General features: G+C 29.4%; 27 protein-coding genes, 1 pseudogene and 1 riboswitch. Of the genes and pseudogenes, 5 read left to right on the forward strand and 23 right to left on the reverse strand.

What is annotated here, in order from left to right; all coding sequences use genetic code 11:
- Positions 1-6: 6 nt before the first annotated feature.
- The 20 genes and pseudogenes from KQI38_RS10695 to KQI38_RS10790 all read right to left on the reverse strand — a co-directional run bounded on the left by KQI38_RS10695 (position 7) and on the right by KQI38_RS10790 (position 17,577).
- Positions 7-819 carry a Cof-type HAD-IIB family hydrolase gene (locus KQI38_RS10695; RefSeq protein WP_216559265.1) on the reverse strand — a complete coding sequence of 271 codons (813 nt, stop codon included), beginning with the start codon at positions 817-819 and terminating at the stop codon, positions 7-9.
- Positions 820-1,081: 262 nt separating this feature from the next.
- Positions 1,082-1,855 (reverse strand): ABC transporter ATP-binding protein, encoded by a 774-nt coding sequence (locus tag KQI38_RS10700; RefSeq protein ID WP_216559268.1) that lies wholly within the window; start codon positions 1,853-1,855, stop codon positions 1,082-1,084.
- Between the two features lie 111 nt (positions 1,856-1,966).
- Positions 1,967-3,010 (reverse strand): FecCD family ABC transporter permease, encoded by a 1,044-nt coding sequence (locus tag KQI38_RS10705; protein ID WP_216559271.1) that lies wholly within the window; start codon positions 3,008-3,010, stop codon positions 1,967-1,969.
- A gap of 13 nt (positions 3,011-3,023) precedes the next feature.
- Entirely contained in the window at positions 3,024-4,022 is a 999-nt protein-coding gene (locus KQI38_RS10710; RefSeq protein WP_216559274.1) for an ABC transporter substrate-binding protein, read from the reverse strand.
- Positions 4,023-4,117: 95 nt separating this feature from the next.
- A riboswitch (cobalamin riboswitch) is annotated at positions 4,118-4,301 on the reverse strand.
- Positions 4,302-4,319: 18 nt separating this feature from the next.
- Entirely contained in the window at positions 4,320-5,558 is a 1,239-nt protein-coding gene (locus KQI38_RS10715; RefSeq protein ID WP_216559277.1) for an esterase/lipase family protein, read from the reverse strand.
- Positions 5,559-5,601: 43 nt separating this feature from the next.
- Positions 5,602-6,093: a methylated-DNA--[protein]-cysteine S-methyltransferase gene (locus KQI38_RS10720; protein ID WP_216559280.1), complete on the reverse strand. Its 492-nt coding sequence runs from the start codon at positions 6,091-6,093 to the stop codon at positions 5,602-5,604.
- Entirely contained in the window at positions 6,083-6,760 is a 678-nt protein-coding gene (locus tag KQI38_RS10725; protein ID WP_216559283.1) for a CPBP family intramembrane glutamic endopeptidase, read from the reverse strand. The genes KQI38_RS10720 and KQI38_RS10725 overlap by 11 nt, the downstream gene beginning before the upstream one ends.
- A gap of 116 nt (positions 6,761-6,876) precedes the next feature.
- Complete coding sequence (locus KQI38_RS10730) at positions 6,877-7,077, reverse strand: hypothetical protein (RefSeq protein ID WP_216559286.1); 201 nt, start codon at positions 7,075-7,077, stop codon at positions 6,877-6,879.
- A gap of 63 nt (positions 7,078-7,140) precedes the next feature.
- Positions 7,141-7,284, reverse strand: a pseudogene (locus KQI38_RS22810) (GHKL domain-containing protein); the annotation flags it as partial.
- A 92-nt stretch (positions 7,285-7,376) separates the two neighbouring features.
- The gene (locus KQI38_RS10740; RefSeq protein WP_216559288.1) at positions 7,377-7,589 is read right to left on the reverse strand and encodes a response regulator; all 213 of its coding nucleotides are present in this window, start codon (positions 7,587-7,589) and stop codon (positions 7,377-7,379) included.
- Between the two features lie 8 nt (positions 7,590-7,597).
- Positions 7,598-7,765 (reverse strand): hypothetical protein, encoded by a 168-nt coding sequence (locus KQI38_RS10745; RefSeq protein WP_216559290.1) that lies wholly within the window; start codon positions 7,763-7,765, stop codon positions 7,598-7,600.
- A 293-nt stretch (positions 7,766-8,058) separates the two neighbouring features.
- Positions 8,059-8,967 (reverse strand): CPBP family intramembrane glutamic endopeptidase, encoded by a 909-nt coding sequence (locus tag KQI38_RS10750; RefSeq protein ID WP_216559292.1) that lies wholly within the window; start codon positions 8,965-8,967, stop codon positions 8,059-8,061.
- A gap of 231 nt (positions 8,968-9,198) precedes the next feature.
- Positions 9,199-9,870 carry a DUF2225 domain-containing protein gene (locus KQI38_RS10755; RefSeq protein ID WP_216559294.1) on the reverse strand — a complete coding sequence of 224 codons (672 nt, stop codon included), beginning with the start codon at positions 9,868-9,870 and terminating at the stop codon, positions 9,199-9,201.
- 8 nt (positions 9,871-9,878) lie between these two features.
- Positions 9,879-11,258, reverse strand: a complete 1,380-nt coding sequence (locus KQI38_RS10760; RefSeq protein ID WP_216559296.1) for a VanW family protein — start codon at positions 11,256-11,258, stop codon at positions 9,879-9,881.
- A 30-nt stretch (positions 11,259-11,288) separates the two neighbouring features.
- The gene (locus KQI38_RS10765; RefSeq protein WP_338114461.1) at positions 11,289-13,253 is read right to left on the reverse strand and encodes a cell division protein FtsA; all 1,965 of its coding nucleotides are present in this window, start codon (positions 13,251-13,253) and stop codon (positions 11,289-11,291) included.
- Positions 13,254-13,268: 15 nt separating this feature from the next.
- Complete coding sequence (gene nth / locus KQI38_RS10770) at positions 13,269-13,919, reverse strand: endonuclease III (RefSeq protein WP_216559298.1); 651 nt, start codon at positions 13,917-13,919, stop codon at positions 13,269-13,271.
- A gap of 8 nt (positions 13,920-13,927) precedes the next feature.
- Complete coding sequence (locus KQI38_RS10775) at positions 13,928-14,209, reverse strand: DUF503 domain-containing protein (RefSeq protein WP_216559300.1); 282 nt, start codon at positions 14,207-14,209, stop codon at positions 13,928-13,930.
- Positions 14,210-14,465: 256 nt separating this feature from the next.
- Complete coding sequence (locus KQI38_RS10780) at positions 14,466-15,656, reverse strand: glycine C-acetyltransferase (RefSeq protein ID WP_216559301.1); 1,191 nt, start codon at positions 15,654-15,656, stop codon at positions 14,466-14,468.
- Positions 15,657-15,718: 62 nt separating this feature from the next.
- A complete protein-coding gene (queG, locus tag KQI38_RS10785; RefSeq protein ID WP_216559303.1) occupies positions 15,719-16,750 on the reverse strand; it encodes a tRNA epoxyqueuosine(34) reductase QueG in 1,032 nt (343 codons plus the stop codon).
- On the reverse strand, positions 16,747-17,577 hold the full coding sequence (locus KQI38_RS10790; RefSeq protein ID WP_216559305.1) for a deoxyribonuclease IV: 831 nt from the start codon (positions 17,575-17,577) through the stop codon (positions 16,747-16,749). Before KQI38_RS10790 ends, queG begins: the two co-directional genes overlap by 4 nt.
- Positions 17,578-17,729: 152 nt before the next feature.
- Between KQI38_RS10790 and rodA the strand changes: the two genes are divergently transcribed.
- The 5 genes from rodA (at position 17,730) to KQI38_RS10815 (ending at position 22,274) form a co-directional block, all read left to right on the forward strand.
- Complete coding sequence (gene rodA, locus KQI38_RS10795; RefSeq protein ID WP_216559307.1) at positions 17,730-18,836, forward strand: rod shape-determining protein RodA; 1,107 nt, start codon at positions 17,730-17,732, stop codon at positions 18,834-18,836.
- A 143-nt stretch (positions 18,837-18,979) separates the two neighbouring features.
- Positions 18,980-19,297 carry a PadR family transcriptional regulator gene (locus KQI38_RS10800; protein WP_094900448.1) on the forward strand — a complete coding sequence of 106 codons (318 nt, stop codon included), beginning with the start codon at positions 18,980-18,982 and terminating at the stop codon, positions 19,295-19,297.
- A complete protein-coding gene (locus tag KQI38_RS10805; RefSeq protein ID WP_216559309.1) occupies positions 19,294-19,863 on the forward strand; it encodes a DUF1700 domain-containing protein in 570 nt (189 codons plus the stop codon). The genes KQI38_RS10800 and KQI38_RS10805 overlap by 4 nt, the downstream gene beginning before the upstream one ends.
- Before the next feature lie 12 nt (positions 19,864-19,875).
- Entirely contained in the window at positions 19,876-20,952 is a 1,077-nt protein-coding gene (locus tag KQI38_RS10810; RefSeq protein ID WP_216559311.1) for a DUF4097 family beta strand repeat-containing protein, read from the forward strand.
- A 92-nt stretch (positions 20,953-21,044) separates the two neighbouring features.
- Positions 21,045-22,274 (forward strand): S41 family peptidase, encoded by a 1,230-nt coding sequence (locus KQI38_RS10815; protein WP_216559313.1) that lies wholly within the window; start codon positions 21,045-21,047, stop codon positions 22,272-22,274.
- Positions 22,275-22,328: 54 nt separating this feature from the next.
- Here the strand turns inward: KQI38_RS10815 and KQI38_RS10820 are convergent, their stop codons facing one another.
- The 3 genes from KQI38_RS10820 to abc-f all read right to left on the reverse strand — a co-directional run bounded on the left by KQI38_RS10820 (position 22,329) and on the right by abc-f (position 26,128).
- Complete coding sequence (locus tag KQI38_RS10820) at positions 22,329-23,030, reverse strand: fructose-bisphosphatase class III (RefSeq protein ID WP_216559315.1); 702 nt, start codon at positions 23,028-23,030, stop codon at positions 22,329-22,331.
- Positions 23,031-23,163: 133 nt separating this feature from the next.
- A complete protein-coding gene (locus tag KQI38_RS10825; RefSeq protein ID WP_216559317.1) occupies positions 23,164-24,303 on the reverse strand; it encodes a DUF4932 domain-containing protein in 1,140 nt (379 codons plus the stop codon).
- 196 nt (positions 24,304-24,499) lie between these two features.
- Complete coding sequence (gene abc-f, locus KQI38_RS10830; protein WP_216559319.1) at positions 24,500-26,128, reverse strand: ribosomal protection-like ABC-F family protein; 1,629 nt, start codon at positions 26,126-26,128, stop codon at positions 24,500-24,502.
- Positions 26,129-26,459 lie beyond the last annotated feature (331 nt).

Genomic DNA, 26,459 nt, shown 5'->3' on the forward strand with positions numbered 1-26,459 from the left:
CATCTCCTATTCTAATACAAATTTCTCTATTACTTTAGCTACACCATCTTCATCATTTGAGTCTGTAATATAGTCTGCTTCTTTCTTTATGAATTCATCACCATTTCCCATAGCCACACCTAATCCTGCAAATGTCAACATCGATAAATCATTCTCGCTATCTCCAATAGCTATAACTTCTTCCGGCATAATTTTGAGTCTATTGCATAACTCCCTTAAAGCCTCTCCCTTAGACACATTTAAGCCCATAGCTTCTATGTTATTAGCCCAGGAACTAGAAGTACCTATATTTCCTAACTTGTCTAGATCCATTCTTAAATCTTGAAGTTTCGCTCTATTATCATCAATAAATAAGAACTTATATACATTTAAATCCTTTAGTTTGATTATTTCCTCTATATCTTGAAATACCTTTATATCTATAATGGTATTTCCATTGCCTTCATTATAAAATTGAAGCACTTCATCAACCTTAACATGAGAATAAAATCTAGACTCATCATAGAAATGATAATAGATATTTTTCTTCATAGCAAGATTTACTATTTCTTTAACTAAACTATTATCTATAGGCTTTTTATATATAATATTAGCATTCTCATCTACGATTATTGCTCCATTACATGCAACTATCGGATTTTTTAAATTCAAAGACCTAGAGTATGATAAAGCTGATTTTAATACTCTTCCCGTTGATAAAACAATGTGAGTACCTTTGTTCTTTGCCTTTTCTATTATTACTTTTGTTCTTTCCGATACCTGATTATTACTATTTAAAAGTGTACCATCCATATCTATAGCAACTAATTTATATTTCATTTTTCTCACTCCTCAACTACTTAATATAGCATAAAAAATAAAATAATAAAATACAAATTTAAATAATAACAACCTTTATTGTTATTTTATATCAAAATCTCCTTTGATGTTAATAAAGAATTTCTATATGAAATAGCTTTTCTGAAATTTATTTATATAAAATTCTTTTTAAAATATTAAAAACAAGCTAGAGCTTGCCTATAATTATAAAAAACCCTTTCTATTAATTAAATAAAAAGGATTTTTCACTTTATTATAATTATTACAATGCAGTTAAATAAATTGCATCAGTATATTTATTTTTTTCTATAACAACTTTTATATTATATGCAAATTCTATATTTTCCTTTGTTATGACCTCTTCTGGACTTCCTATGCCAACAATTTGTCCTTCATTTAACATAATTACCTCATCAGAGTATCTAGATGCTAGATTTATATCATGGATTACAACCACTATAGTAGTCCCTTTCTCTCTATTTAATTTTCTCAAAAGGTTTAATATCTCTATTTGATGATTTATATCTAAGTGAGAAGTCGGCTCATCTAAAAGGATAATAGAGGGATTTTGGGCTAAAGCTTTAGCTATGATAACTCGCTGTCGTTCACCACCAGAAAGCTCTGTAATAATTCTATTTTTTAGATGAAATGTATTAGTCATCTCTAAGGCTTCCTTTACAATTTCATAATCATTATCATCTTCTCTTTGAAACCTTCCCTTATATGGATGCCTACCCATTAATACTATATCTTCTACGGTAAATTCATAATCAATAATGGTATTTTGTGGTACCAATGCAATTTTCTTAGCTAATTCCTTAGCCTTTATCATGTTAATATCAACACTTTCTACAACAATCTCTCCTCCTTTTGGAGTATATATCCGATTGAGATTTTTTAAAAGTGTTGATTTTCCAGAGCCATTGGGTCCTATTATACTTATAAATTTCCCCTTTTCTATACTAAAGGATACATCCTTTAGTATTAGATCTTTTGCATATCCAAATTTTAAGTTTTTCACTTCTAATGCATACATGGTAACACTCCATTCAATTGACAACTAACAGTTAACGATTAACGATTGAAATCATTAATCTTTTAATTGATTTTTGTTCTTTGTTAATTGTCATTTGTTAATTGATTTTCACTATCTTTTACTCTTCCTAAGTAAATATAAAAAAAATGGTCCTCCAAATAAAGCCGTTATAATGCCTACTGGAATTTCAACAGGTGAGATAATCGTTCTTGCTATTGTATCTGCTGATACCATAAATATTCCGCCCACAAATGCTGATGCAGGAAGAATTATTCTATTATCAGGTCCAAGTATAATCCTCACTATATGAGGAATTATAAGTCCTACAAATCCTATAATTCCTGCTATAGATACTACCATGGAAACCATAAAAGTTCCCAATATTAATATATATATTTTTGTTTTCTCTACGTCTACTCCTAAACTTTGAGCTGACTCCTCTCCAGTCAGCATAATATTTAAATCTCTTGCAAAAAAATTTATAAAAATCATTGAAATAATTACAGGAATTGATATCTTAATTAAAGGCTCCCACCCCTTACCTGCTAAGCTACCTAAGGTCCAATATATAATCTTTGCCATATCTTTACTATATATAACCATTAGAAAGGACATTATAGCTGTTAAAAATTGGCCTATGGCAATACCTGCTAGAAGTAAGGTTGTAACTGGAACCTTGTTCTTTATTCTAGCAATATTATATACTGTAAATACTGCTCCCAAGGCACCTATAAAGGCAAAAATCGAAATAGTGGATATATTTATAAATGCTATATTAACTCCTAATATTATTGCAATACTTGCACCAAGGGCTGCTCCCGATGATATGCCTATTACATAAGGATCAGCCATTGGATTTTTAAATATTCCTTGAAATGCAGTACCAGCCATAGATAAACTAGCACCGACTAAAATCCCCAATAACACTCTAGGAAGTCTTATTGACCAGATTATAGTTTGATGAGATTTCTCTATATCTGAAACATCTATATATTTTTTTATAATAGGTAGTTTTGAGCCTACAATCCTAAAGGTATCTATAGAACTAATATTGGCAGTACCTATTACTGCAAAAAAACCTATTGATAATATTAATACTAAGAACAACACTATTAGGATAAAACCATATTTATCCTTATTTATGCTTTTTTTCATTAAAATCCCAACTTTACTTAAATAATTCTGGATGAATAGACTTTGCCACTAATTCCAATGCTTCAATTATTCTTGGTCCAGGTCTAGACACTACATTTGCTTCATTACCTTCAAATACATATACTCTGTCATCTTTTATAGCCGATATAGTCTCGAATCCTGGTCTCATCTTTATAGATTCAATAGTTTTATCTGGCATATCTTGAGATGCTAAATAGACTTCTGGGTCTTTTTCAATTAATTTTTCTAAATCGTATTGAGGATAAGCTATTTCTACACCCTTTTCATCTTTTTCATCTGCTGCAATATTTATTCCACCTGACAATGTTATAAGCTCGTTCATGAAGGAACCTTTACCAGCTGCCTGTAGTGGATCATGCCATATTTCATAAAATACTCTCACTTCTTCTTGCCCCTTTATTTTTTCCAATATATCATTTTTCTTATTATTCATAGCTTCAACAAGTTCTTTTGCTTCTTTATTCTTTCCTGTTACTTTTCCAACGGTTTCAATATCTTCCATCACAGCATCTATGGTTTCGGGCATAAATCCAAGAACTTTAATCCCTGCATCTTTTAATACCTTATTATCTTCCTCATTGCCAGCACCGTATACCAATACTAGGTCTGGATTTAACTCTACAATTTTCTCTAAATTAGTAGCCGTAAAATCACCTACTATTTCTTTTGTCTTAGCTTCTTCTGGATAATCACAATAAGATGTCACCCCTACAATTCTATCTCCTAAGCCTAAGGCAAATAAAACTTCTGTATTATTTGGTGCTAATGATACTATTTTCATAGGTTCTTTTTCCATAGTAACCTTATTACCAAAGTTATCTTCTATTTCTATTGGGAATTCTTGAGTTTCTTCTCCTACATCTTTATTTTGTGATTCTACACCTTCTACTTTTAATCCTTCATTTGAATCCTTCTTTGGTGTACATCCAACAATTGTAAATGCTATTAGCATTAATGATAAAAATAATGCGATATTTCTAAACTTCTTCATTTTTTACCTCCCGTTTTTTCTTTTAGTTATAAAGATAAATAAAAAAACTTATGCCTTTTATAAAGGATAAGTTTATAATCTATCTCATCCCTCCCTCCGAGGCTTAAATATAGGCAGGTATCCTGACTCATGGATCATCCTAATCCCAGCACCTTCCCAGTTTCCCAGTGGCTTTTGCTGGTTTCGTACCCAATCACAGTAGCGGGGGCTGTAGTGGGATCTCACCACTTTCCCTTTTAAGTTCCATTAATATGGAACACCTATAAATCTATTCTTTTGTAAAATAATAATATCAAATTAAAATTTATATTTCAAGGGGTTATCCTCAAATATAAATCCGTCTTTATCGATAATTGCCATAAATACCTTTGGCTTTTTTACCTCAGTAGGACTTATATCTAATTTAATATCTAAATTATTATTACCTGCAACCATTACTAAGTATCTATTGTATGATAGATTTATTGCTTGAACTCTATTATCGTTAATCTTCATATACTCACTGGATATCTCATTGGATATTGAAGTCCTAATATTTATCTTGTTACAGTTATCGGCTAAAATAATATATACCTTTTCTACTTCTCTGTCTTTAAATTCCCTAGTTATAGGTTTGCTTAGAATTGATGATAGATAATCCTTTGACTTATATAAAATTTCTGTATGATTTCCTTCTAATATTATATTATTTCCGCCCAAATATCCTAATGTGCTAGCTGTAGTTACAGTACCATCTCCATAATTTGTTTTAAATGCCTCTATGGGCTTTCCATCTGCCCATTTGATTTTTTCTTTTCCCTTTAGTTCTACTATAAATTCTTTATTTGTATAAATCCCTTTTCCACTTATAATAAATAATTTATCTTCATTTATAGATTCCTTTTCCAATGTATTTAAAAATGAATTATTTATAGACATATTTTCTACGGAAATTTCTTTTTTTACTCCTTTATCTTTCCAAAATAAATAATTTCCATATCTATAACTTGGCAATAAATCCTTAGCAACAGGAAATATGTTTCTTAAAGCCTCTATATAATGTATTTTTTCAAACAAATAATAATAAAGTATAAAGCCAAGCTTTAGTCCATTGTAAAGAATATTATCCTCTATTTTCGGATAGGGAAGCTTTCCTCCACTCCAGAAGCAATACGCATCTACACTTCCTAAATTCGGAGTTCCTAACATAATTAGCTTATCAATATAGGAAGGATTAAAATAATTAATATATGCCCTCCCTAACAGTCCCCCTAAACTATGGCCGATGAGTATTACTTTTCTCGCACCTGTCTTCAATTTTAATTTTTCTATATTAGGAACTAGATACCTATCTACTGCCTCCAATACAGGGATTTTCCAATTATAATAGCAAATAAATAAGTTTTCTCCTTCTTCATAACCCATAGAGTTTAATATTTCAATAAATGGTCTATAAACCCTTTCTGCCAATCCAAAAGAAAAATCCCCAGTCCCCTTTATTATATCATCACCCATAGAACCAAAAAGTCCTGGTATAAAAACAATAGGATAGTCCATATTTATTCTCCTTTCTGCTTTTATATCAGGATATTCAATTTACTTATATGGTGTTATTCATTTCTAATTTCAATAGTTTATCTTTTAGTTCAACTCCACTAGCAAAGCCTACTAAATTTCCATTGGAACCTATGACTCTGTGACACGGAACTATAATAGCTATTGGATTTTTATTTAATGCTCCGCCAACTGCCCTCGGTCCTTTAGGACACCCGATTTTTTCAGCAAGTTCCTTATATGTTCTTGTCTCTCCATAGGGTATATTTAATAATTCCTTCCACACGCTTTCTTGGAAAGGAGTTCCCTTAAAGGAAATTGGCATAGTAAATTCCTTTAATTCTCCCTCTAGGTATTTAATTATTTCCTCATGATAATTATAGTCTTTTTCCTCTACTTTAATAGGAGTATCATAGTATCTTTCTATATATTTAAGGTTGTCCTCTTCTTGAAAAGAAAGAGCTATTATTCCTTTTTCAGTAAAATATACTGTTAATTCACCTATGGGTGATTCAAACGAGTAATATTTAGGGCTCATATTTACCTCTCCTTATTTTTTGTTGTTTATTTCTGCTAAAAAATTCTTTAATGTCGATATTTACTGTATTTTCTAATATCACTTTCCATTTTGAATGATATAAAGTGATTACTCCCATTATAACATATGAAATAGACATAATAATATATATTGGACTAGCTATGCTTACATTTTTTAATATGATCATCTGAATTAAGCCAGTAAAAGAATTATTTATCATATGTATAATAATTGTTACTAAAATTGAATTTGTCATAACTGCAATATACCCCAATGATATTCCGACTATAAAAGTAGGTACTACTTGCATTAAGTTATTATGTAAAATAGCAAAAATTAAGGCTTGCACTACTATAGCGAATTTTACTCCATATTTCTTTAACCATTTTAATATTCCACCTCTGAATATAAGTTCTTCTATAACGGGGCCAATTATAAATACACGTAAATAAAGTCCTAATGAAGCTTTTATATATTCTCCTTTACTGGCATACAAAAGATTCACATCTATTGAATACCCCTTAGTATTTAATATTGATTCAATTATGGTTAGAAATAGTAAAACTATATGATTAACAGCATTAATATATATGTATATTTTAATAATATCAATAATTTTTATATTTTTCTCACTCAAAACCTCAGCTAGTTTAATATTATTCTTCAAGGTAATAATCCTCCTTTTAAATCGTATTTAATGGCATGAGAAATACTCCACTTATATATAAGGAAGATTAGCAATGTTTTAACTCTATTATTTTTACACTGTTTTCAAATTGCTCCTTAGATATTGGATAATATCTTATTTAAAGCGGTACTAACCAATACAGCTACTATAATCCATAAACCTAAATCTATTAACAGCTTTATATTTAGTATTCCCTCAGAGAAACTATAACTAAATCCTGTTAGTTTATAAACAATACGAGTAATTATGTAAGTTATTATAACAACTAATATAGATACATAAGATTTTTTATTCATTTAACATCTCTCCTTTACATCTTTAAATTTTAATTTAAATGCAATTCTTTGTAAAACTGGATATTATTTCTGCAATATTGGATTAGCTATTGAATTCTGTAATAATATATTAACTATAAAAGAGTTTTCTTCTTGTTCATAATTTATATGTCCGTTATATTTCTCTACTATTTCTTTTATACTTCCTAATCCGAAACCATGGAATAACTTATCTTTTTTGTAGTAAAACTCCTACCTTTTTTAAGTTTAACTTTATCAATTATTGAATTGCTTATTTCTATTGATAAGTATTCTTCTATCTAAATTATCTTAAGTTGGATCTTTTTCTCATTTTCTGATGATATCTTTTCACAGGCTTCAATAGCATTAATAGATCTTATAAGAAATTGAAATGCTCCTACTCTAAATGTATCTGATAAAAAATTTACATAGCTTGTTATAAAGAATATTATTGTATGCTTATCCCTTTTTCTTATTTTCTGGGCAGTCTGTACTCCATCCCTATCTTTCATCTGTATATCTAAAAAATAAAATCGAATTCTTCCTCACTATCATAAGCCTTGATCAAATCTTCTCCACAATCAAAATCTGCGATACTTATTTCTCGATATAAGTTTATATATTTTTCTAGATATTTTTTAATTTTATCTCTATAAAACTTCTCATTATCGCAGATAGCTATATGCATTGTATTCACCTACTTTTTGAAAATTCTTCATTGCAATTATCCTATCTTTATCTGTTAATGACTTCATGCTAGATAATTTTTCATAATACTTAAGGTATATTTGATATAGCATATATGTAATAAAAATTTTGTCAATTTTTGTCATAGAATTGATAAAACAAAAGAATTACCTTTATTTTTATCTAAAAGTAATTCATTTATTTCGTAGAAACTTTAAAAACTATATATAAAATGAACTATATTTTATATACTATAAAGTTTATATCTATATTTTAAATCCCCAATCATAACATTTACTTTAATTTACTTATAATTAATTTTATTTCTATTGATGTTATTATGAAGAAAACTATTAAAGCAAAAATTACTCCTCCTTCCTGAAAGAAAACCTTATATTTTTCTTTGTCTTTTCTCAATTGTGGAATAATTTCTTTTATTTGAAAAACCCTTGCTTTTTTGATTTCTGGATAATCTTTTCTCTTTGCTATAATATATAATATAAAAGCTATAGTCATTGAAATAATAGTTAATATTAAGAATTCTATATTTATATCTTCTATTAAAAAAGATTTTCTTATCCAAAATACCAATGAAGTAAAAAATAAATTTATAAACAGATGCATTAAAATGGAATAAGATAGTTGATTCGATTTAACATATACAACTCCAGTAAATATTCCTGCGAAAAATATATCTACTACTCTATGACCATGCATCATACCAAATATAAGTGCAGAAATAACTATAGCAAAGCTGTCTCCATATTTCCTCAGGTTTTCTAATAATGTTCCTCTATATACGATTTCTTCTACAATTGGTACTATAATTCCTTGTAAAATAAATATTCCAACTGCTAATTGTTCTTCACCTATACTAGTAAAATATAGAGGTGAGAATAAATTACTTATTATAATAGCCAATGGAAAATATATAGATAAAAATATAAATACATAGAAAACTCCCTCTAATATACCAATTTTTTTCTCTCTTAAAAACATCTTTCTAAAATCACAGGGAAACAATAAACAAGCTATAATCAATATAAACCCCATATTAAATAGAAAACCATTCGTAGATTGATTATATATTCCTATTTTAGAAAGAATTGGTGGAATAAGTCCAAATGAAAGCATATGTAAAATAAACAATAGTCCTACTTTATTGGATGCTTTTCTAAAATCATCTTGATTAATTTTTTCCATATATATCTCCTCCTGTCTGTTACTTTACCATGTTACTATTTTAATTGTATACACCATATGCAAAACTGGGTATTATTTCTGCAATATTGGACCATGCATTAATTTAAAATAAAAAAGTTACCTTTGTTTTTACCTAAAAGTAACTCTTTTTTAATTATTTCTTTATGGTATTTTGTCTGTTTTTAGTGTATTTCTTAATACATCTATGATTTAGCATTATATACTTGTCCACTACATCTCCTTCACTAATCTCCATTGTTCTCTAGCCATATCGTTTAATGCAGGATTCATCCTTGTGGAAGCAAGATTTAAACATGTATTAAACCAAGATAAAGCTTCTTCTTTTTCGCTTAACCTTCTTGATAATTCTCCTATTAAATAAGATAGCTTACTATCATCCATATTTGTACCTGACAAGGACTCTGTATTATATGCTTCTATAAACTGGTCTCTAGCTAATTTTAAAAATCTAACTTCTTCATTTTTTTCTTCCTTTAGACGATATAGCCAACCTAAACTTAAGCAAATATTCCCTTGTTCCAAATTTTTAGCTTTAAGTAATGTTCCAGCAAGTAATGCTAATTTATAGGATTCTATTGCCTCGTCTAAATCTCTTATTCCACCAAAGTCTCTTTTATTCCACCTTGATGATATGTTATCTATAATTATTCCAATTTGATCTTTTTTTATATCATTAAATTTATTTTCGGATGCAGCATATCCACAGTTAGGACATACGAATATACTATATTTTATGGGATTTTCAGCACTATAATGATTTAAAAAATCCTCATCTCTTTTTAAAAGCCTTAGTCTAGATGTCTTCACTTTTTTAGTCAAAAATTCTTTTTTACAGATTGGGCACTCTACCTTTTTGTCAAATAGTTCACTTTGTTCTGTCAATTTGCAACTCACCTTTCTATTATATCTTTTTCTTCCTCTATTATAGTACTAGCTGGTAAGGCAGGCCCAACTTTATATATATAATCTTTTTTCCTATAATGATCTACAGTAATCTGTGTTCTAGATACTACTTTCCCATTTTTTATTATAGATTTATAAGTCTTAACTTTATATCCTGTTCTGCCTTTTTGTATATCTATTGTAGTACCTGGTGATAATTTTGCATCATATATTTTTTCAGTTTTAGGAGGAATCGTTTCAATAATCTCTGGAGTTATCTTTACATTATAATTTTTTGTCTTTGTATCTCCATATATATATATATTAACTCTGTCTCCTACTACTTTTGCATAAGTATATATTGGAAAATCAAAATCATTCCTGAATTTCAAATCCAAATAACCATATGACACTGCAGCATCTTGGCCATAAGGAACATAACTTGCTGGTATAGAATGGGGGTGACGTTCAAGTATAGTAAGATCTGCAAGTAATAAGGAATTATACATCGTAGTTGATGTCTGGCAAACTCCTCCTCCAAGACCTGGCGTTAATTCTCCTCCTATGATCACATTCGCTTCTTTATAGCCAGATTGGGCAGACCTAGGTCCAGTTGTATTATTATATGAAAATTCTTCTCCTGGTAAAATTAATTTATTACTAATTGCTTTAGATGATAATTTAATATTTTGTATTCTTCCACTGCTACTTCCCTTAAAAGAAGTGGAGAATTCTCCTATTACTCCATTTATTCTAGATAGTAGGCTTTTTTTAACTCGTGGTTGTATATCTTCTACCGGAATTTCTATGTCTTTTAATTCATAGATATTTTCATCTATTCTTGCAATTAATTTATCTGTTAATACTCTCTTCCCTACGGTTTCATCTGTTACAGTGATTTTACCATTATTGAAATTAAGAACTGCATCTACAGCTTCCTTATTTATTTCTTGGGAAATGTTTTTTGCTACCTCTTCTAACTTAGTACTTTCATAAAAGGATTCAAGTGATATTTCTACCCCAGATTTAATTTTAGCTATATCCCTCAACCTTTTAATGAAATTTCCTTCCCTGCCTAGCTGAAATGCTATATTAACTGCTTCATCATATTTATATGAAAATCCTAATTGTCTTAATCTAATCTTATATATGTTTTCATTATATATTAAATTCATAGACTTCTTCTGGATTTCTGCTTCTTTTTTCTCTTTTATATACTCTAAGGCTTGTTTCATTGTTTTATTACTTACATCATATCCATCTATCCTTATACCTTTATAGATGGTATCTATATTTAGGATATTCTTGTAAATATAGGTTCCAGATCCTAGAACTATAGCTAATACTATTACAGTAACAAATAATAAAATCAATATACCTTTTTTCATTTAAATCCTCCAGCCCAGAGTATTAATATTTTATTCCCAATAGACTTTTATATTATCTCCGTCCTTTAATTCTTCCAAGTATTCTGCATCTCTATTATTTACTTTCAGAATTAATTTTCCCCTTAAGGAAGATAAATCAAAATCTATATAGTCAAAAATATCTACAAAAACAAACTTATCCTTTTTATAGTATATTTCCATTTCCTCATTATTTATTACTAATTTAATCTTTTTTTCATTATCTCTTATATTATTATCTTCTTTAATACCAACTATTCTTTTAATAACATCTCCCTTTTTCAATTGATAAGTATGAAATACTTTAGCTCCATTTACCAAGAATTCATCTATAGATATGTCTTTTTTATATTCTAGTATTAACTCTTCCAATGTTTTTATTTCCTCAATCTCAATATATACTTCTGGACTAAGAATAATATTATGGTTTATTATTTCATCATTTATCTTGATAGTTTTAACAAGGTTTATTTCTTCTCCTTCAAAATATACTGACTTGTCCATTTGCACTACATCATAAAGATATGGAATAATTAAAGGTTCTACTACACTAGAGATTATCTCTATATTAGCTTTATCATAAAGTTTAGTTTTTAAATTAGCAAGTTCCTTGTCTACTATTATCTGTGGTTGAGTCCCTTCTTTACCTTTTATTATTCTCTTCTTTCCATTTAGATAATATATAAAATCATTGGATTTCTTTGGCAGCAAATCTCTAGGATTATATCCTGTCAGTATTAAAACATCTGATACCTTTATATCTTCAGTATTAAATATGCGAATTTCTTCACCATTGAAATTTACTTTTATAAAATTTTTATATTTATCTTGGGCGCCTTCTATTGCAATTCCTATAGGTGTTATCATATCTGGCCCATTAACCTCTTCTAGCCCTTCTATATTTTCAATGATAGATGCATCTCTTATTGCAACTCTTTCCTTTGGTAATCCAAGCTTTTCTGCAATGCTTTCTTTTAACATAGGCATTTGACTACTTCCGCCAATTAAAAATACTGCATTTGGTGATTTTCCATTAAATTCAAGTATTCTTTCTGATACTTCTGCTGCAATCTTTTCAATTATATCTATTATGGTATTTACTATTTCAGTAGTAGTTAATTTATATTGTATGCCTACTACATCTACAAATTCATGTTCTTCTTTTTTGCTTAGATTTACTTTTAACTTTTCACTACTATTAAAATCAAGTAAATATGCCTTTGCTAGTCTTTCAGTTATTTCATCTCCTGCAGTGGAAGTCATAGCATAGGAAACAATTTGCCCATCTTTGGTAATAGCAATATCTGATGTCCCTGCACCAATATCTATCAATGCTAAATTAAGAAGTCTTAACTCTTTCTTTATAGCTACATTAATTGCAGCAATCGGCTCAAGGGTAATACTACCTACTTCTAACCCCACCCTGGAGATTACAGAATATAAGCTTTCTATAACTATTTGAGGCAGGAATGTGGCTAAAAGTTCTACGCCTATTCTCTCTCCCTTATGACCTTCTAACTTTTCAATTCTATCTTCATCTAAATAATAATCTGATACAGTATATCCTATACTATAATATTTAAAGTGCTTATTTATTTCTACTTCATTTATTTCACCCTGTGCCCTTTGTATTGCCTCTAATTCTAGGGCCTCCACATCAAATTTAGTTATCTCTTTTAAGCCATCAATATGTTTTTCTATCCTAATTTTATGAGTCTTAAGAGCCCGACCAGCAGCAGCTATAGATACAACCTTTAATCTTTCACCTGTCTTTTCTTCTAATTCTAATACTATTTCTTTAACTAGCTTTACTACTCCATCAATATCATGAATTTGACCATCATACATGTTTCTTTTCTTATGTTCCCTTATGGAATAAGCTAACACTTTAAATCTTTCATCTTCAGTATATTCTCCTACTATCCCTATAATAGTTCTAGTTCCAATATCTAGGGAAAATATTAATTCGTCTCTCACAATACCACCTTCTTCCTATTGTTTAACTTCTTTTTTATAATAAAAACAATAATCAGTTATTGGGCATATATCACATAAGGGTTTTCTAGCCTTACAAATTCTTCTTCCATGAAAAATTAATAAATGATGAGCCTTTGACCACATCTCTCTTTCTATATTATCCATTAAATCTCTTTCTGTATCTAGGACATTGGCACTATTAGCCAATCCTATTCTATTGGCTACCCTAAAAACATGAGTATCTACAGCAATTGCTGGAGTATCAAAGGCATTAGACAAGACTACATTGGCAGTTTTTCTACCTACACCTGGTAAAGTAGTCAACTTTTCCATAGTATCTGGAACTTGACTATTATGATTTTCTATAAGAAGCTTGCATGTCTCTAAGATATTCTTACTCTTAGTCTTATAAAATCCACAGGATCTAATTCTTGCTCCCAGTTCTTCTTCAGATAATTTTATATAGTCTTCTGGTGTTTTAAGCTCTTTAAATAAAGTTGATGTAGTCTTATTCACTTGAACATCTGTGCATTGCGCTGATAGAATTGTTGCTATCAAGAGCTCAAATGAATTTGTAAAATCTAATTCTGCCTTTGCATCTGGAAATCTTTCCATAAGTTTTTCTAAGACTATTTTTATTTCTTTTTTTGATAAAATCTTTTTCATTTTCTCACCTACAATATTTCTATTTGATATTCTAATATTTCCACTCTACCATCCTCATCTATAAATTTTATCACATTTGACAAAATTTGGTTAGCAAGATTTGTATCATTTGTCACACAAACAAATCCAATTATAGATGATCTCCAACTATCATTTAAATCTATCTCTGCTATTGAAACATTGAATCTTGATTGTATCCTTCCTATTATGCTTTTTATAGTATGTCTTTTATCCTTCAGAGAATTTGATTCATATATTAGTAGTTTAACCCTACAAGCTCCTATTATCACTAGTATCACCTCTATAGTATATATTTTACCCTTTATCTTATTCTATGTAAAAAAATCTTCTATAAAAAACCTATTATATTAAAGAGGCCTTTTTTGACCATTGCATAAGTGACTTATACGAAATCAAAGATTTCGGCAATCTGCTTAAAACTCATTGGGGTCATAGCAAGTTCTAGTTAAGTTAAATAAAATAAATAAATTAAGAACTTTCTTATTGGATTATAAAAGAAAAAGGGAGAATATCTCTCCCTTTCAATTATTTTAATATATTCATTTCTTTTCCTACTTTTTCAAATACAGCTGCTGCTCTGTCTAGCTGTTCCTTTGTGTGTTCCGCAGTTACCATACATCTAACTCTTCCTGTTCCTCTTGGAACTGTTGGGAATACAATACCTGATACGAAAACTCCGTTTTCAAGTAGCTTTCTACTGAATTCCATAGTCTTTGCTTCATCTCCAATAATTACTGGAGTAATTGGAGTTTCACTATGTCCTGTGTCAAATCCAAGACTTCCAATCTTTGATTTCCAATATTTAGCATTCTCCCATAGCTTATCAGTGTATTCTGTTGATTCCATCAGCATAGTTATTGCCTCAGTAATTGCTCCAACAGCCGCTGGTGGTAAAGATGTACTGAATAATACTGGTCTTGCCCTATGACTTAACCATTCATATACAGTCTTGGAACCAGCTACATATCCTCCCATTACACCTATGGCCTTAGAAAGACATCCCATTCCAAAATCTACTCTACCATGTAATCCAAAATGGTCAATAGTACCTCTTCCGCTTCTACCTAATACTCCTGAACCATGGGAGTCATCTACATAGGTCATAGCTTCGTATTTTTCTGCTAGTTCAACTATTTCAGGAAGCTTTGCTATATCTCCATCCATACTAAATACACCGTCAGTAATGATTAAGATATTCTTATATTTATCTCTAGCATCTTTTAATACTGCTTCTAGGCTATCCATATCTGAGTGCTTATAAACACCCTTTGAAGCCTTTGATAATCTACAGCCATCTATTATTGAAGCATGATTTAATTCATCAGATATTATTATATCTCCTGCTTCTGTTATTGCTTGAATAGTACCTGCATTACAATTAAAAGCTGATTGATATAAGAATGCTGCCTCGTCTCCTTTAAATTTAGCTATAAGGGCTTCTAAGTTCTCATGAATGTCCATATTTCCTATAATAGTTCTAACTGCACCTGAGCCTGCACCATATTTTTCAACAGCTTCAATAGCAGCTCTTTTTAATCTAGGATGATTTGCAAATCCAAGATAGTTATTTGAAGATAAATTTATAACATTTTTTCCATTTAATATTACCTCTGCTTGGCTTGGAGTTCCTAATACAGGCAACGTCCTATAAACACCATCTTTTTTTAATTCCTCAATTTTTTCTTTTAAAAAACTTAACTCGTGAACATTAGACACAGTAAGACCTCCCTAAATTTTCTAATATGTAACACAATTCTATTATAACATATATTTATTATTTAGTGGATACAATTGTTAAAAAAAATATTAACTATTGCCCATTCTGCATGCTCTCTTATCATAGGGTTAGAATCTCTTAGCATTGGTATAAGAAGATGTATATTTTCCTCTTTTTTCATATTACCTAAGGCAATTATTGCATTTCTCTTTAGTATGTTCTTTCCTCTCCAACTGCTAGCCATATCTCCATATTTTTTATTAAATTCTCTATTAGAAATGGATAACAGTTCCTCTATATCCATATACCCCCTAGTTATCTCTGGTATAAATTCTTTATGGTTAGATTTTTTTATATCTTTATTTTTAGGACAAACTAATTGGCAGGTATCACATCCATATATTTTTATTCCCATTTTTTCCCGAAGGGAAACAGGTATATCATTCTTTGTTTGAGTTAGATATGATATACATTTCTTAGGATTAAATTTATAAGGACCTTCCAATGCACCAGTGGGGCATGCTCTTAGACATAAATCACAGTCTCCGCATTTGTTTGATGCTTCTTTGCTGAATTCTAGATCTAAATTAGTTAATATATAACCTAAAAACACAAATGATCCATATTCATCATTTATAATGGAAGAATTTTTCCCATAATATCCAACGCCAGCTTTTTTTGCCAATTCTCGGTCTATTAAGGGACCAGTGTCTACAAAATATTTATATTCAAATTCTACAACTTTTTTTATCTCTTGAATAAGTTCCTCTATTTTTTGTTTCAATACTTTATGATAATCTATACCATAAGTAGATTTTGATAATTTTCCTTTTAATAGATAATCTGGCTTTTCAGTATAATCTACGTTATAAGAAAGTCCTACAACTATAATAGATCTACAATTAGGCATAGTAAGCTTAGGATCAATTCTTTTATCTATATCATTTTCCTCAAATTCAGTTTTTATATTGATTTTTTCCCTATAGATAAGATAATCTTGTAATTTATCTAATGGTAATGAATCTGTAAAACCACAGATATCTATATTTAACTCTTTAGATTTATCAATTATATATTGATTTAATGAATTCATCTATATTCCCTTCTAAGCATTTCAATTTCCTTCTTATAACCATCTAATTCATTTGGTGTCTCTAGATTAAAAGGCAAATTTCTTAACAATGGGTGATTGATTATATTTATTATTGCATCTATTCCAATAGTGCCTTCTCCTATGACTTCATGTCTATCCTTATTAGATCCAAACTCTACCTTACTATCATTAAGATGGACTGCTTTTAATCTATCTATACCAATTATTTTGTCTATCTCTTCTAATACCCCATCTAAGTTATTGACTATATCATAACCAGCTGAATATAAATGACAGCTATCTATGCAGATTCCAAGATTTTTATTGCTTTTCACACCATCTATTATAGCTTTAAGCTCTTCCATATTCCTGCCTATTTCTGTACCTTTACCTGACATGCCTTCTAATAATACTATTGTCTCATTATCTTCATCTATTGCTCTATTGAGAGCATTTACTATAAATTCTATACCTTTTTCGCTCCCTTGTCCTACATGAGATCCTGGATGAAATACATAATAGGTATTTGGAATTATCTTAAGTCTTTCCAAATCATCCCTTAATATCATATTTGCAAATTCCCTAGTTTCTTCCTTATCCGAAGCAAGATTCATAGTGTAAGCTCCATGAGCAAAAAGTGGTACAAATTTATGCTCTATCATTAACTCTTTAAGTTTATTTATATCTTCCATATCAATTTCTTTTGCCTTGCCACCTCTAGGGTTTCTTGTGAAAAATTGAAATGTATTAGCCCCTATAGATACTGCATCTAGTGCTGCATTATAAAATCCTTTAGAAATAGACAAATGACAACCAATATTTAACATTCTAATCATCCTTTCTTATATATTATAATACCATATTGTCACCTATTTTTAACTATTTCAAAAGAATAAAATATGTTATAATTGAATTTAAGGCGAAAATAGGGATTTTTTGGTTTTTACTGGTAATTTATCCGATGAAAGGAAGTAGTATAATGTTCAACTTTAAAAAGAAAGCTTATAAAAAATTTGACTATATATTATTTTTAACTACTTTATTACTTTGCGGCTATGGTCTACTTATGATAAAGAGTGCCACTCTAAGCAAAGAAACTATGTCTTATGTAAAGACTCAAGGAATAGCTACCATCATTGGACTAATTGCCATTGTTATATTAGTCCTATTAGATTATGAATTTCTAGGGAAACTTTATATACCTATTTATGCAGTATGTAATATTTTACTTATAGCCGTTCTTGTATTTGGTACAGGTGATAAAGATTGGGGTTCTCGCTCATGGCTTACTGTAGGTCCTATAACCTTTCAGCCTGCTGAATTTGTAAAAATCGGTTTAATTATTTCCTTAGCTAAATTTATAGATAATCATAAAGAAAATATAAATGACCCTTTCACTTTGCTAAAAATATTGGCTTTCGCTTTTGCTCCAGTTGTTCTTATACTTCTTCAACCTGATGCCGGTACAGCCATGGTTTTTATCTTTTTCATAGCTGTAATGTTATTTATTGCTGGAATCAAGTGGAAATATATTGGCTATACATTTTTAATTGGACTATTTAGTCTTCCTCTACTATGGTTTAAGCTTGGTGATTATCAAAAAAATCGTATTTTAAATTTCTTAGACCCTGAGAGAGATTTGGCTGATTCGGGACTCCAAGCCCATCAGGGCAAAATCGCTATTGGTTCTGGTAAAGTCTTTGGCAGAGGCTTATTTCAAGGCGCACAAACCCAATTTAACTATATACCTGAAAAACAAACAGACTTTATATTTTCTGTCATAGGAGAAGAACTTGGGCTTATGGGAGGACTTGGGCTTATTTTTCTATATTTTATATTACTTAGTAGATTTATTTTAATAGCTAGAAAATCTAAAGATTTGTTCGGTTCTTTAATGATAGTAGGATTTACAGCCATGTTTCTCTTCCATATATGGGAAAACATTGGAATGACTATGGGCCTCATGCCTATAACGGGAATTCCATTGCCATTTATCAGTCATGGTGGTACATTTCAATTATCTAATATGATTTGTATAGGAATAATATTAAGCGTAAGCGTTCATAGAGAAGAATTAAGTTTTTAGCTGGCAGGAGATGTTTCTCCTGTCTTTTTCATCCTTTATATTTTATCGTCTATTTAACCATTATTTTTTTATTTTAGTACCTTGTATTAAAAGGTAGCATATGATATACTATAGTCAATATATAATAATAGGGAGAGAAGCTTATGAATATTCAATTTAAAAAAGGTGTCTTAGAGCTTTGTGTTCTTTCCTTGCTAGATAGAAAAGACTTTTATGGTTATGAGTTGGTTGAACATATCTCACAATATATAAATATTTCTGAGGGAACTATCTATCCCTTACTTAGAAAGTTTAGAGCCGAAGGATATGTAACTACCTATCTAGAGGAATCTCAAGAGGGTCCTCCAAGAAAATACTATAAATTGACTGATAGAGGCGAGGAAGTTTATGAAGAATTAGAAATAGAATGGCAGAGTTTTATTGATGGAGTAAATAGCATATTAAGGGGTGAGTTATCATGAGTAAAAAAGAATATTTAGATAGATTAAGAATATCTTTACAAGGTTTACCTACAGATGAGTTAGAAGATATTCTATCAGACTATAATGAACATTTTGATATAGGTATTTCCAAAGGCAAATCAGAAGAAGAAATATCTAATGAATTAGGAGATCCTAGAGAAGTAGCTAGTAATTATAGAACAATGTATAGACCCAACTATAATAGAAATAGTTATAATACAGATTCCTCTAATGATACTACAAGAAAACTGTTGGTCACATTATTGTTAATAGGATTTAACCTAGTGGTAGTAATTGCTCCTTTTATGTCTCTAGTAGCCTTATTAATTGGATTATATGGCGTTTCTGTTAGTTGTGTAATCGGTGGAATTGTAATTTTATTTGGATTTCCAATTACTATTTTTACTCCAATACCATCACCTCATATACTTACTTCTATATCATTCGGTATAGGGTTACTTGCATTAGGCGCATTGGGAATAATACTGTCAGTATATCTAACAAAAGGATTTTATAAACTTGTAGTGAAATATATTCAATGGAATGTAGAAACAATTAATAAATAGGAGGTTTGAAAAATGAATATAAGAAAATTTGTTCCAATTTTAGTAGCTGTTGCTTTAATTGCTCTTGGAGTAGGTTTTTTGTCCCTGAGATATAATGATAATTATAGCTTTGTAAGTTCCAAGTCTGGCAATTTATTGAATATTAGATCTAGGGATGGGATAGTAAAAATAGGTACAGACGGAATCGAAATTAGGGATGGAAATGAGCACGTATCTATAGGATGGAATGGAATAAAGGTAGATGATGGCGGAGATGAAGTCAGAATTGGATGGGACGGGATAAAATTTAATGAAAATGGTAAGTCCAGAGTTAATATTGATAAGAATTGGAATTGGGGGTGGTTTGGAATGAATTCTAAAGATGTAAAATGGGAAACAATTGATGAAGAGAAATTAGCTGAAATAGATGGAATAAATAATGTAGTTGTCTCTTCTCCCTTTATAGATGTTAAAGTTACTTCAGAGGATAGAGATGATGTTCGCGTTCGTTATTATGGCAGAATGAGGACTAATGTAGTACCTAGTTTAAAAGTTGAAAAAATATCTAATAAGCTAAATATTAAACTTGAATCAAACGTCAATAGTTATTCAGTTGTAGAATCTGATGTTGTCCTAGAAGTATTTGTACCTAAATCATTCAAAGATGATTTTAATACTTCTACTTCTTCTGGAGATATCTATATGAAAGATTTAATTGGTAAAGATATAAATATTTCCTCTAGCTCTGGTGATTTAGAATTAGAAAACTTAGAAGGAAAATCATTAAAATTATCTACTTCTTCCGGTGATATCGAATTAGATAAATTTATAGGTGAAATCAGTGTAACTTCCAGTTCTGGAGATATTTCTTTAGGTAATGAGAAAGTAAGTGGAAATATGAAAATCTCTACTAGTTCTGGCGATGTTTCCATCGACCTTAGTGATGATGCCAGTTATAATATAAAAGGCTCAGCTTCTTCTGGTGATTTCAGTTCATCTGTAGATATGAATATAGAAGAAAATGAAAAAGGCAGATTTAGAGCTACAATAGGTTCAGGGGAAAAATCTATTGATATTAGTACTTCATCTGGAGATGTTGAATTCAGATAAATAGAAAGATAAAAAAATTCATATAAAGGGGACTCATTTGCACATGAGCTTCCCCTAAATAAAATATATAGATTCAAAAGGGAGAGATAATTTTGAGGTTTACTAGCAAAAGGTTTTTAGTATATTCTTTGTTAATTACACTAATATTTAGTAGCCTAATTGGATGTGCAAAAGAAGCAAATACTACAGATACTTCCACACCATTATCTATGGAAGATAGATTAGAAGATTTTGAATATCTGTATAAAATCATTTCAGAGAATTATCCTTTTTTAAAGGTTAATGAAAGAGTTAATGGTATTAATTGGCTAGAACAAAAAGAAAAGTATATAAAATTAGTTGAAAACTCGAATAATGATACAATCTTTATGAATAATATATCTGCTATAGTAAAAGATTTAAACAATGGTCATACCCATGTGGTAGATAAAGAAAGCTTTAAATGGTATTATACTGTATACACAAATCCTAAATATAAAAAATCTAACAAACCTTGGTCTAAAGTCTTTAAAGACAAAACTGTTCTAAAATGGTATGGATTTAACGAAGATGAATTTGAAAATATAAAAAGCCAAGGATTTTTTGGCTCTAATGCCCCTGCTTTTCATTCAGACATTATTATACCTGATGAGGTAGCTTATTTGAAGATTAGTCAAATGAACGGTGAAAGAGTTGAGGAAGACGGAAAAGAAATAAGAAAGTTTTATGAAGAAGTCAAAGATTATAATAAGTTAATAATAGACATTAGAGGTAATAGTGGTGGCGATGATCTATATTGGATGAAAAATGTTATAGAACCTTTAACCAAGGAAAAAATATCTGTAGGTAATTATATCTTCACAAGGGGTAACTATGGAAAACCTTTCTATAAAGCAAGAGGGATGAAACAATCTCCAATATCAAAATTAGATAAAAATATCTTAGAAAATTTCCCTCAAGAAATAAAGATGGATTTTGATTATTATCACATATCCAACAGAACTATACAACCAAAAAACCCTATAGATTTTGATGGAAAAATATATTTATTGGTAGATAAAGGTGTATATTCTTCTTCAGAAAGTTTTGCTGCTTTCTGTAAGGATAGTGGTCTTGCAACTCTAGTAGGGACAACTACTGGTGGAGATGGGATTGGAATTGATCCATTGTTCTTCTCTTTACCTAATAGTGGTATAGTAATAAGGTTTAGTAGTCTATTAGCTTTAAATGGAGACGGAACTATAAATGAGGAAGTACAAACTCCTCCTGATATAGAAATTGATTCTGCAGTTGGATATAGTTATGAAAATGATGAAGCGATACAATATGTTATAAACAATTAAAACAAGGATGCTTAAACAGCACCCTTGTTTTTTCAATATAAATAGAGTATGCTACTATTCAATATAAAATACCTTATGATCATCCAACCTCAAACAAGCCATTCTACCACCTTCATAGCAATTGCCCGTATCAATACCTATTTTATCATTATAAACATTATCAATCCAAATTTCATAAGGTAACTTCGACTCTCTTTCAAATAACTTATCTATATATATTCTAGGAGAATGCCCAAATACTGTTATTAGATTATCTAAGGCTTTATTCTTTATAAAGTCATCTCTTACCCAAACAAGTCTATCTTTTTGTTCACTCAAAGCATCTTTTAAAGGCTTGTCTATCATATGTTCAAATAATCTTGAAGGTTCAAATCCAGCATGGATAAGTAAATATTTGTTATCTATTATCTTAAAATATGGTAATCCTTCTATATAAGATAATATATTTTCTTGTTCCTCCAAAGTTCTTTTGGAAAAGCCTTCTATAGTAGGCTCACATCCATTTCTCCCCCATCTTTCTATTTGTTTCTCATCTTTATACTTTAATGCATAGAGCATCATCTCATCATGGTTTCCCATAATTACTTCTATCTGTGGATGATTCATGACAAATTCGATAGTTTCAATAGGCTTTTCCCCTCTATCTACTAAATCTCCAATTATATAGAGTATATCATTTTCTCGAAGCTCTATAGTTTCAATAAGTTTCTTTAACCTATCTAATCTGCCGTGTATATCACTAGTTACATATTTCATATCCTATTACATCTCCTTGGTGTTTTAGATTCGCTCTTAGTTAATATTAATATTATAACATAAAGAGGTGAAATTAAAACTAAATACACAACTTATTCCGTATAAAAAACTCACTTTCGTAGGTTTTAAATTTTTAGTTTTTATCCATAAATTCATCTAATGATTTTAGAAGCTCTGGATAAAAATCTTCTATTGTAGAATATTTATCTCTATTATTTTCATATTCTTCTAGTTTATTAAATAGAGTTTCAACATAAATAAAACCAGTTTCTTTTTCCATTTCAAGAGCTCTAATTCCATCAAGATTATCTTCATGATAGGCAAATCTTGACGTTAGTGCACGAATTATATGTTCATTTAGACAAGTGCCCCAATTAGTATATGCCATACTTCTCATTTTGCCTTTTATCGGTATGAATAATTCTTCATAAGAATAAGCCAAATTATAATTTTTGTCTGTTATAGGATTGATAAATGAATGGCTAAATTCATGTTGCTGTAATCCAGTAAAGAAACTCCAACCACCAAACATTGGTAGGTCCATCATATCAATCCCGATACAGCCTAAAACACTATATATTTCTGTATCATCTTCTTTAGTGTCAATGTTAGGTCCAAATGCTCCATTTCCATATAGAGACACTAATACAACATTATAACTTTTCTGCTTCATTCCATAGTATTCTTCTAAATCTTCGATAATATTACAATCAGAAGGAATTAATTCAAGAGTGCTATTAATTATTCTATTATAATAATTACTATTATCATTGAAGAAATCAATAAAATTGGTATCTATACAAAACTCTTTAAGAGATTCAAATAATTCATTTATATTATTTTTTCCATCAGCCCTCTCAATTATATATTCTGTCAATTCAACATCTTCTCTAACATTAAAGTTTTTATCCATAAAAAGCATCAGTCCTGGAGGTACATCATAGCTAAAATCTGGCATCATTCCTTCTAAAGTCTTTATTGCCTTATGTTCTTTAAACTCACTAAAATAATCCATTACTTTATCTTTGTAATCAAACTTCTCTTTAGTAATTAGCGTTGGAAATTTTTCTGGATAATTACTTAAAATTTGAACAATAGACAAAAGCTCTATTCTTGGATCAACAGAAACATTAATAGAATTTTTCGATTCAGTTATTGTTTCCATTAAACTTATATCTCTAGCTATAGAAGTTTTTGCTTGATTACATCCAGTTGCAATAATGACAATTAAGATAAACAATAAAATTAATGAAACAACAAAATTTCTATTCACCAATATCCCCCCTGTATTTTTATATTATTAAATATTGTTGACTATATTATATACTATCCTACCTAATACAAGGTCCTAATTAATAATAAATGGGTAAAAACCGGAAATATTTTATTCCGTCTTTACCTATTTATAAACTACTCTACTAGTTCTATACTAATGCTAATAGATTTTCTATATTTTTCTCTGTCTCCTTTTATTTAATTTGGTTTAATTCCTTCAATATTTTTTGATACTCTAAATCAAGCTTCTCCTTCTCTTCATCATTTTTGGAAATAGAAAGAAGTCCTATTACCTCACTTAGTTTATTTTCTAATATTGCCCTCCTATAGAGCAAATCTTTGTGATTAGAATCATTAACTAAAGCTTTATTATTATATTCATTGAAAGTTCCTTGAAATGTATTGATTTTATTATTCTCAATTACCATTATTGTATCTGCTACTTTTTCAATTAATCTCCTATCATGTGATACAAATAATAATGTACCATCATAATTTATTAAAGCTTCTTCTACCGCTTCAATTGAATATATATCCAAATAATTAGTTGGCTCATCCAATATTAATATATTAAAATTATTCAATAGTATTTTTGCCAAAGATACTTTTACTTTTTCTCCACCACTTAACACACTAACCTTTTTGTATACATCGTCCCTCTTAAATAGAAATCTTGCTAAAATATCTCTTGCCTCTTGCTCTAGACAACTTAATTCAAGAAGATTTTCTATTATACTTTTATTTTCATCTAGAATATTTAAATTTTGACTAAAATAGCCTATATTGGCTTTCTTAGAGATATTAATATTAGTTGCATTCTCTAGTATCATTTTCAATAATGTAGTCTTTCCAGTACCATTATCACCAATTAATCCTACCTTGGATTTATTATATATTTGAAAATCTGAGTTCTTGAATAATATTCTCTTTCCAAAAGCCTTAGTAATATCCTTACCTTCAATTACTATTTTTGAAAAAATCTCTTTACCTCTAATATCTAGATTTATTTTTTCTAGCTCTTTCACTTTATCTTTTACTTCTAACTTTTCTATTCTTTTAGCTATTGCTTTAACTTTATTATCTTGTTTTTTCCTATTTACCTGCCCCCCCATCTTATGGAGTCTTGCTTCTGAGTTTCCCATTCTTTTAGGTGTCGTTCTAATTTTCTCCAAATTCTGTTTTGTATCAATTAGAGCCTTCTGCAATCTCTCCTTTTCTCTAATATATTTCTCATACTCTAGTTCTCGAGTCTTTTTCTCTAGTTCTTTTTGAGCTTTATAGTCAGAATAATTGCCCTCATATATTTTAATTTTTCCATCTTCGATTTCTATTATCTTATTGCATACTTTATCTAGTAAATCTCTATCATGAGAAGTGATAATCATACTTCCATCAAATTTAGATAATTTTTCTATTAATAAATTTATTCCTTCAAAATCAAGATTGGAAGTTGGCTCATCTGCAAGAAGAAATTTTCTATCATCAGTCAAGAACTTAGCAATTTTTAATCTAGTCAATTCTCCACCACTCATAAATTGCTCATTTTTATCTTTTAGCCCAAATTTACTCATATACTCCTTATCTACTTCTTTATTAGGGCTGTCTTCTAGCTGTTTAATATAGAATGGTTCCATGGTGGTCCTAATTGTTCCTTCCTCAGGATTGATTTCTTTTGAAATTAAGTTTAGTAATGTGGTTTTTCCAGATCCGTTTAGCCCAACTAAACCTATTTTATCACCTGAATATACTTTTAAATCTTTAATATCTAATATAAGCCTATATCCATAATATTTTTTTAAATTATTAATATCTAAAATCAACATAAAAAAATCCCTCCTAAAATCTGAAGGGACTAAATATCTTTTATTATTACAAAAAGGAATAAACCAACCAAATAGCATGGTTAATTTAAATAAATAATAAGCGATTAATAATCCACTTCAGAACATTTTTACACCAAAAACAAACCTATCAAATAGGTATTATTTTTCTAAGTTCAAATTGTTCCTTTAAATTAAGTGAATTATATTCTCATTATTGCAATTTCCATCCTTTTATATTATTTTGATTAATTAAATGATACCATAGCTTATCTAGTTTTTCAATAAGAAATCAACAAAATCATCAAAAGGACAGAAGAAATGTACTCTGTCT

The sequence above is a fragment of the Tissierella carlieri genome, from assembly GCF_018917285.1.
GTDB lineage: Bacteria > Bacillota > Clostridia > Tissierellales > Tissierellaceae > Tissierella > Tissierella carlieri.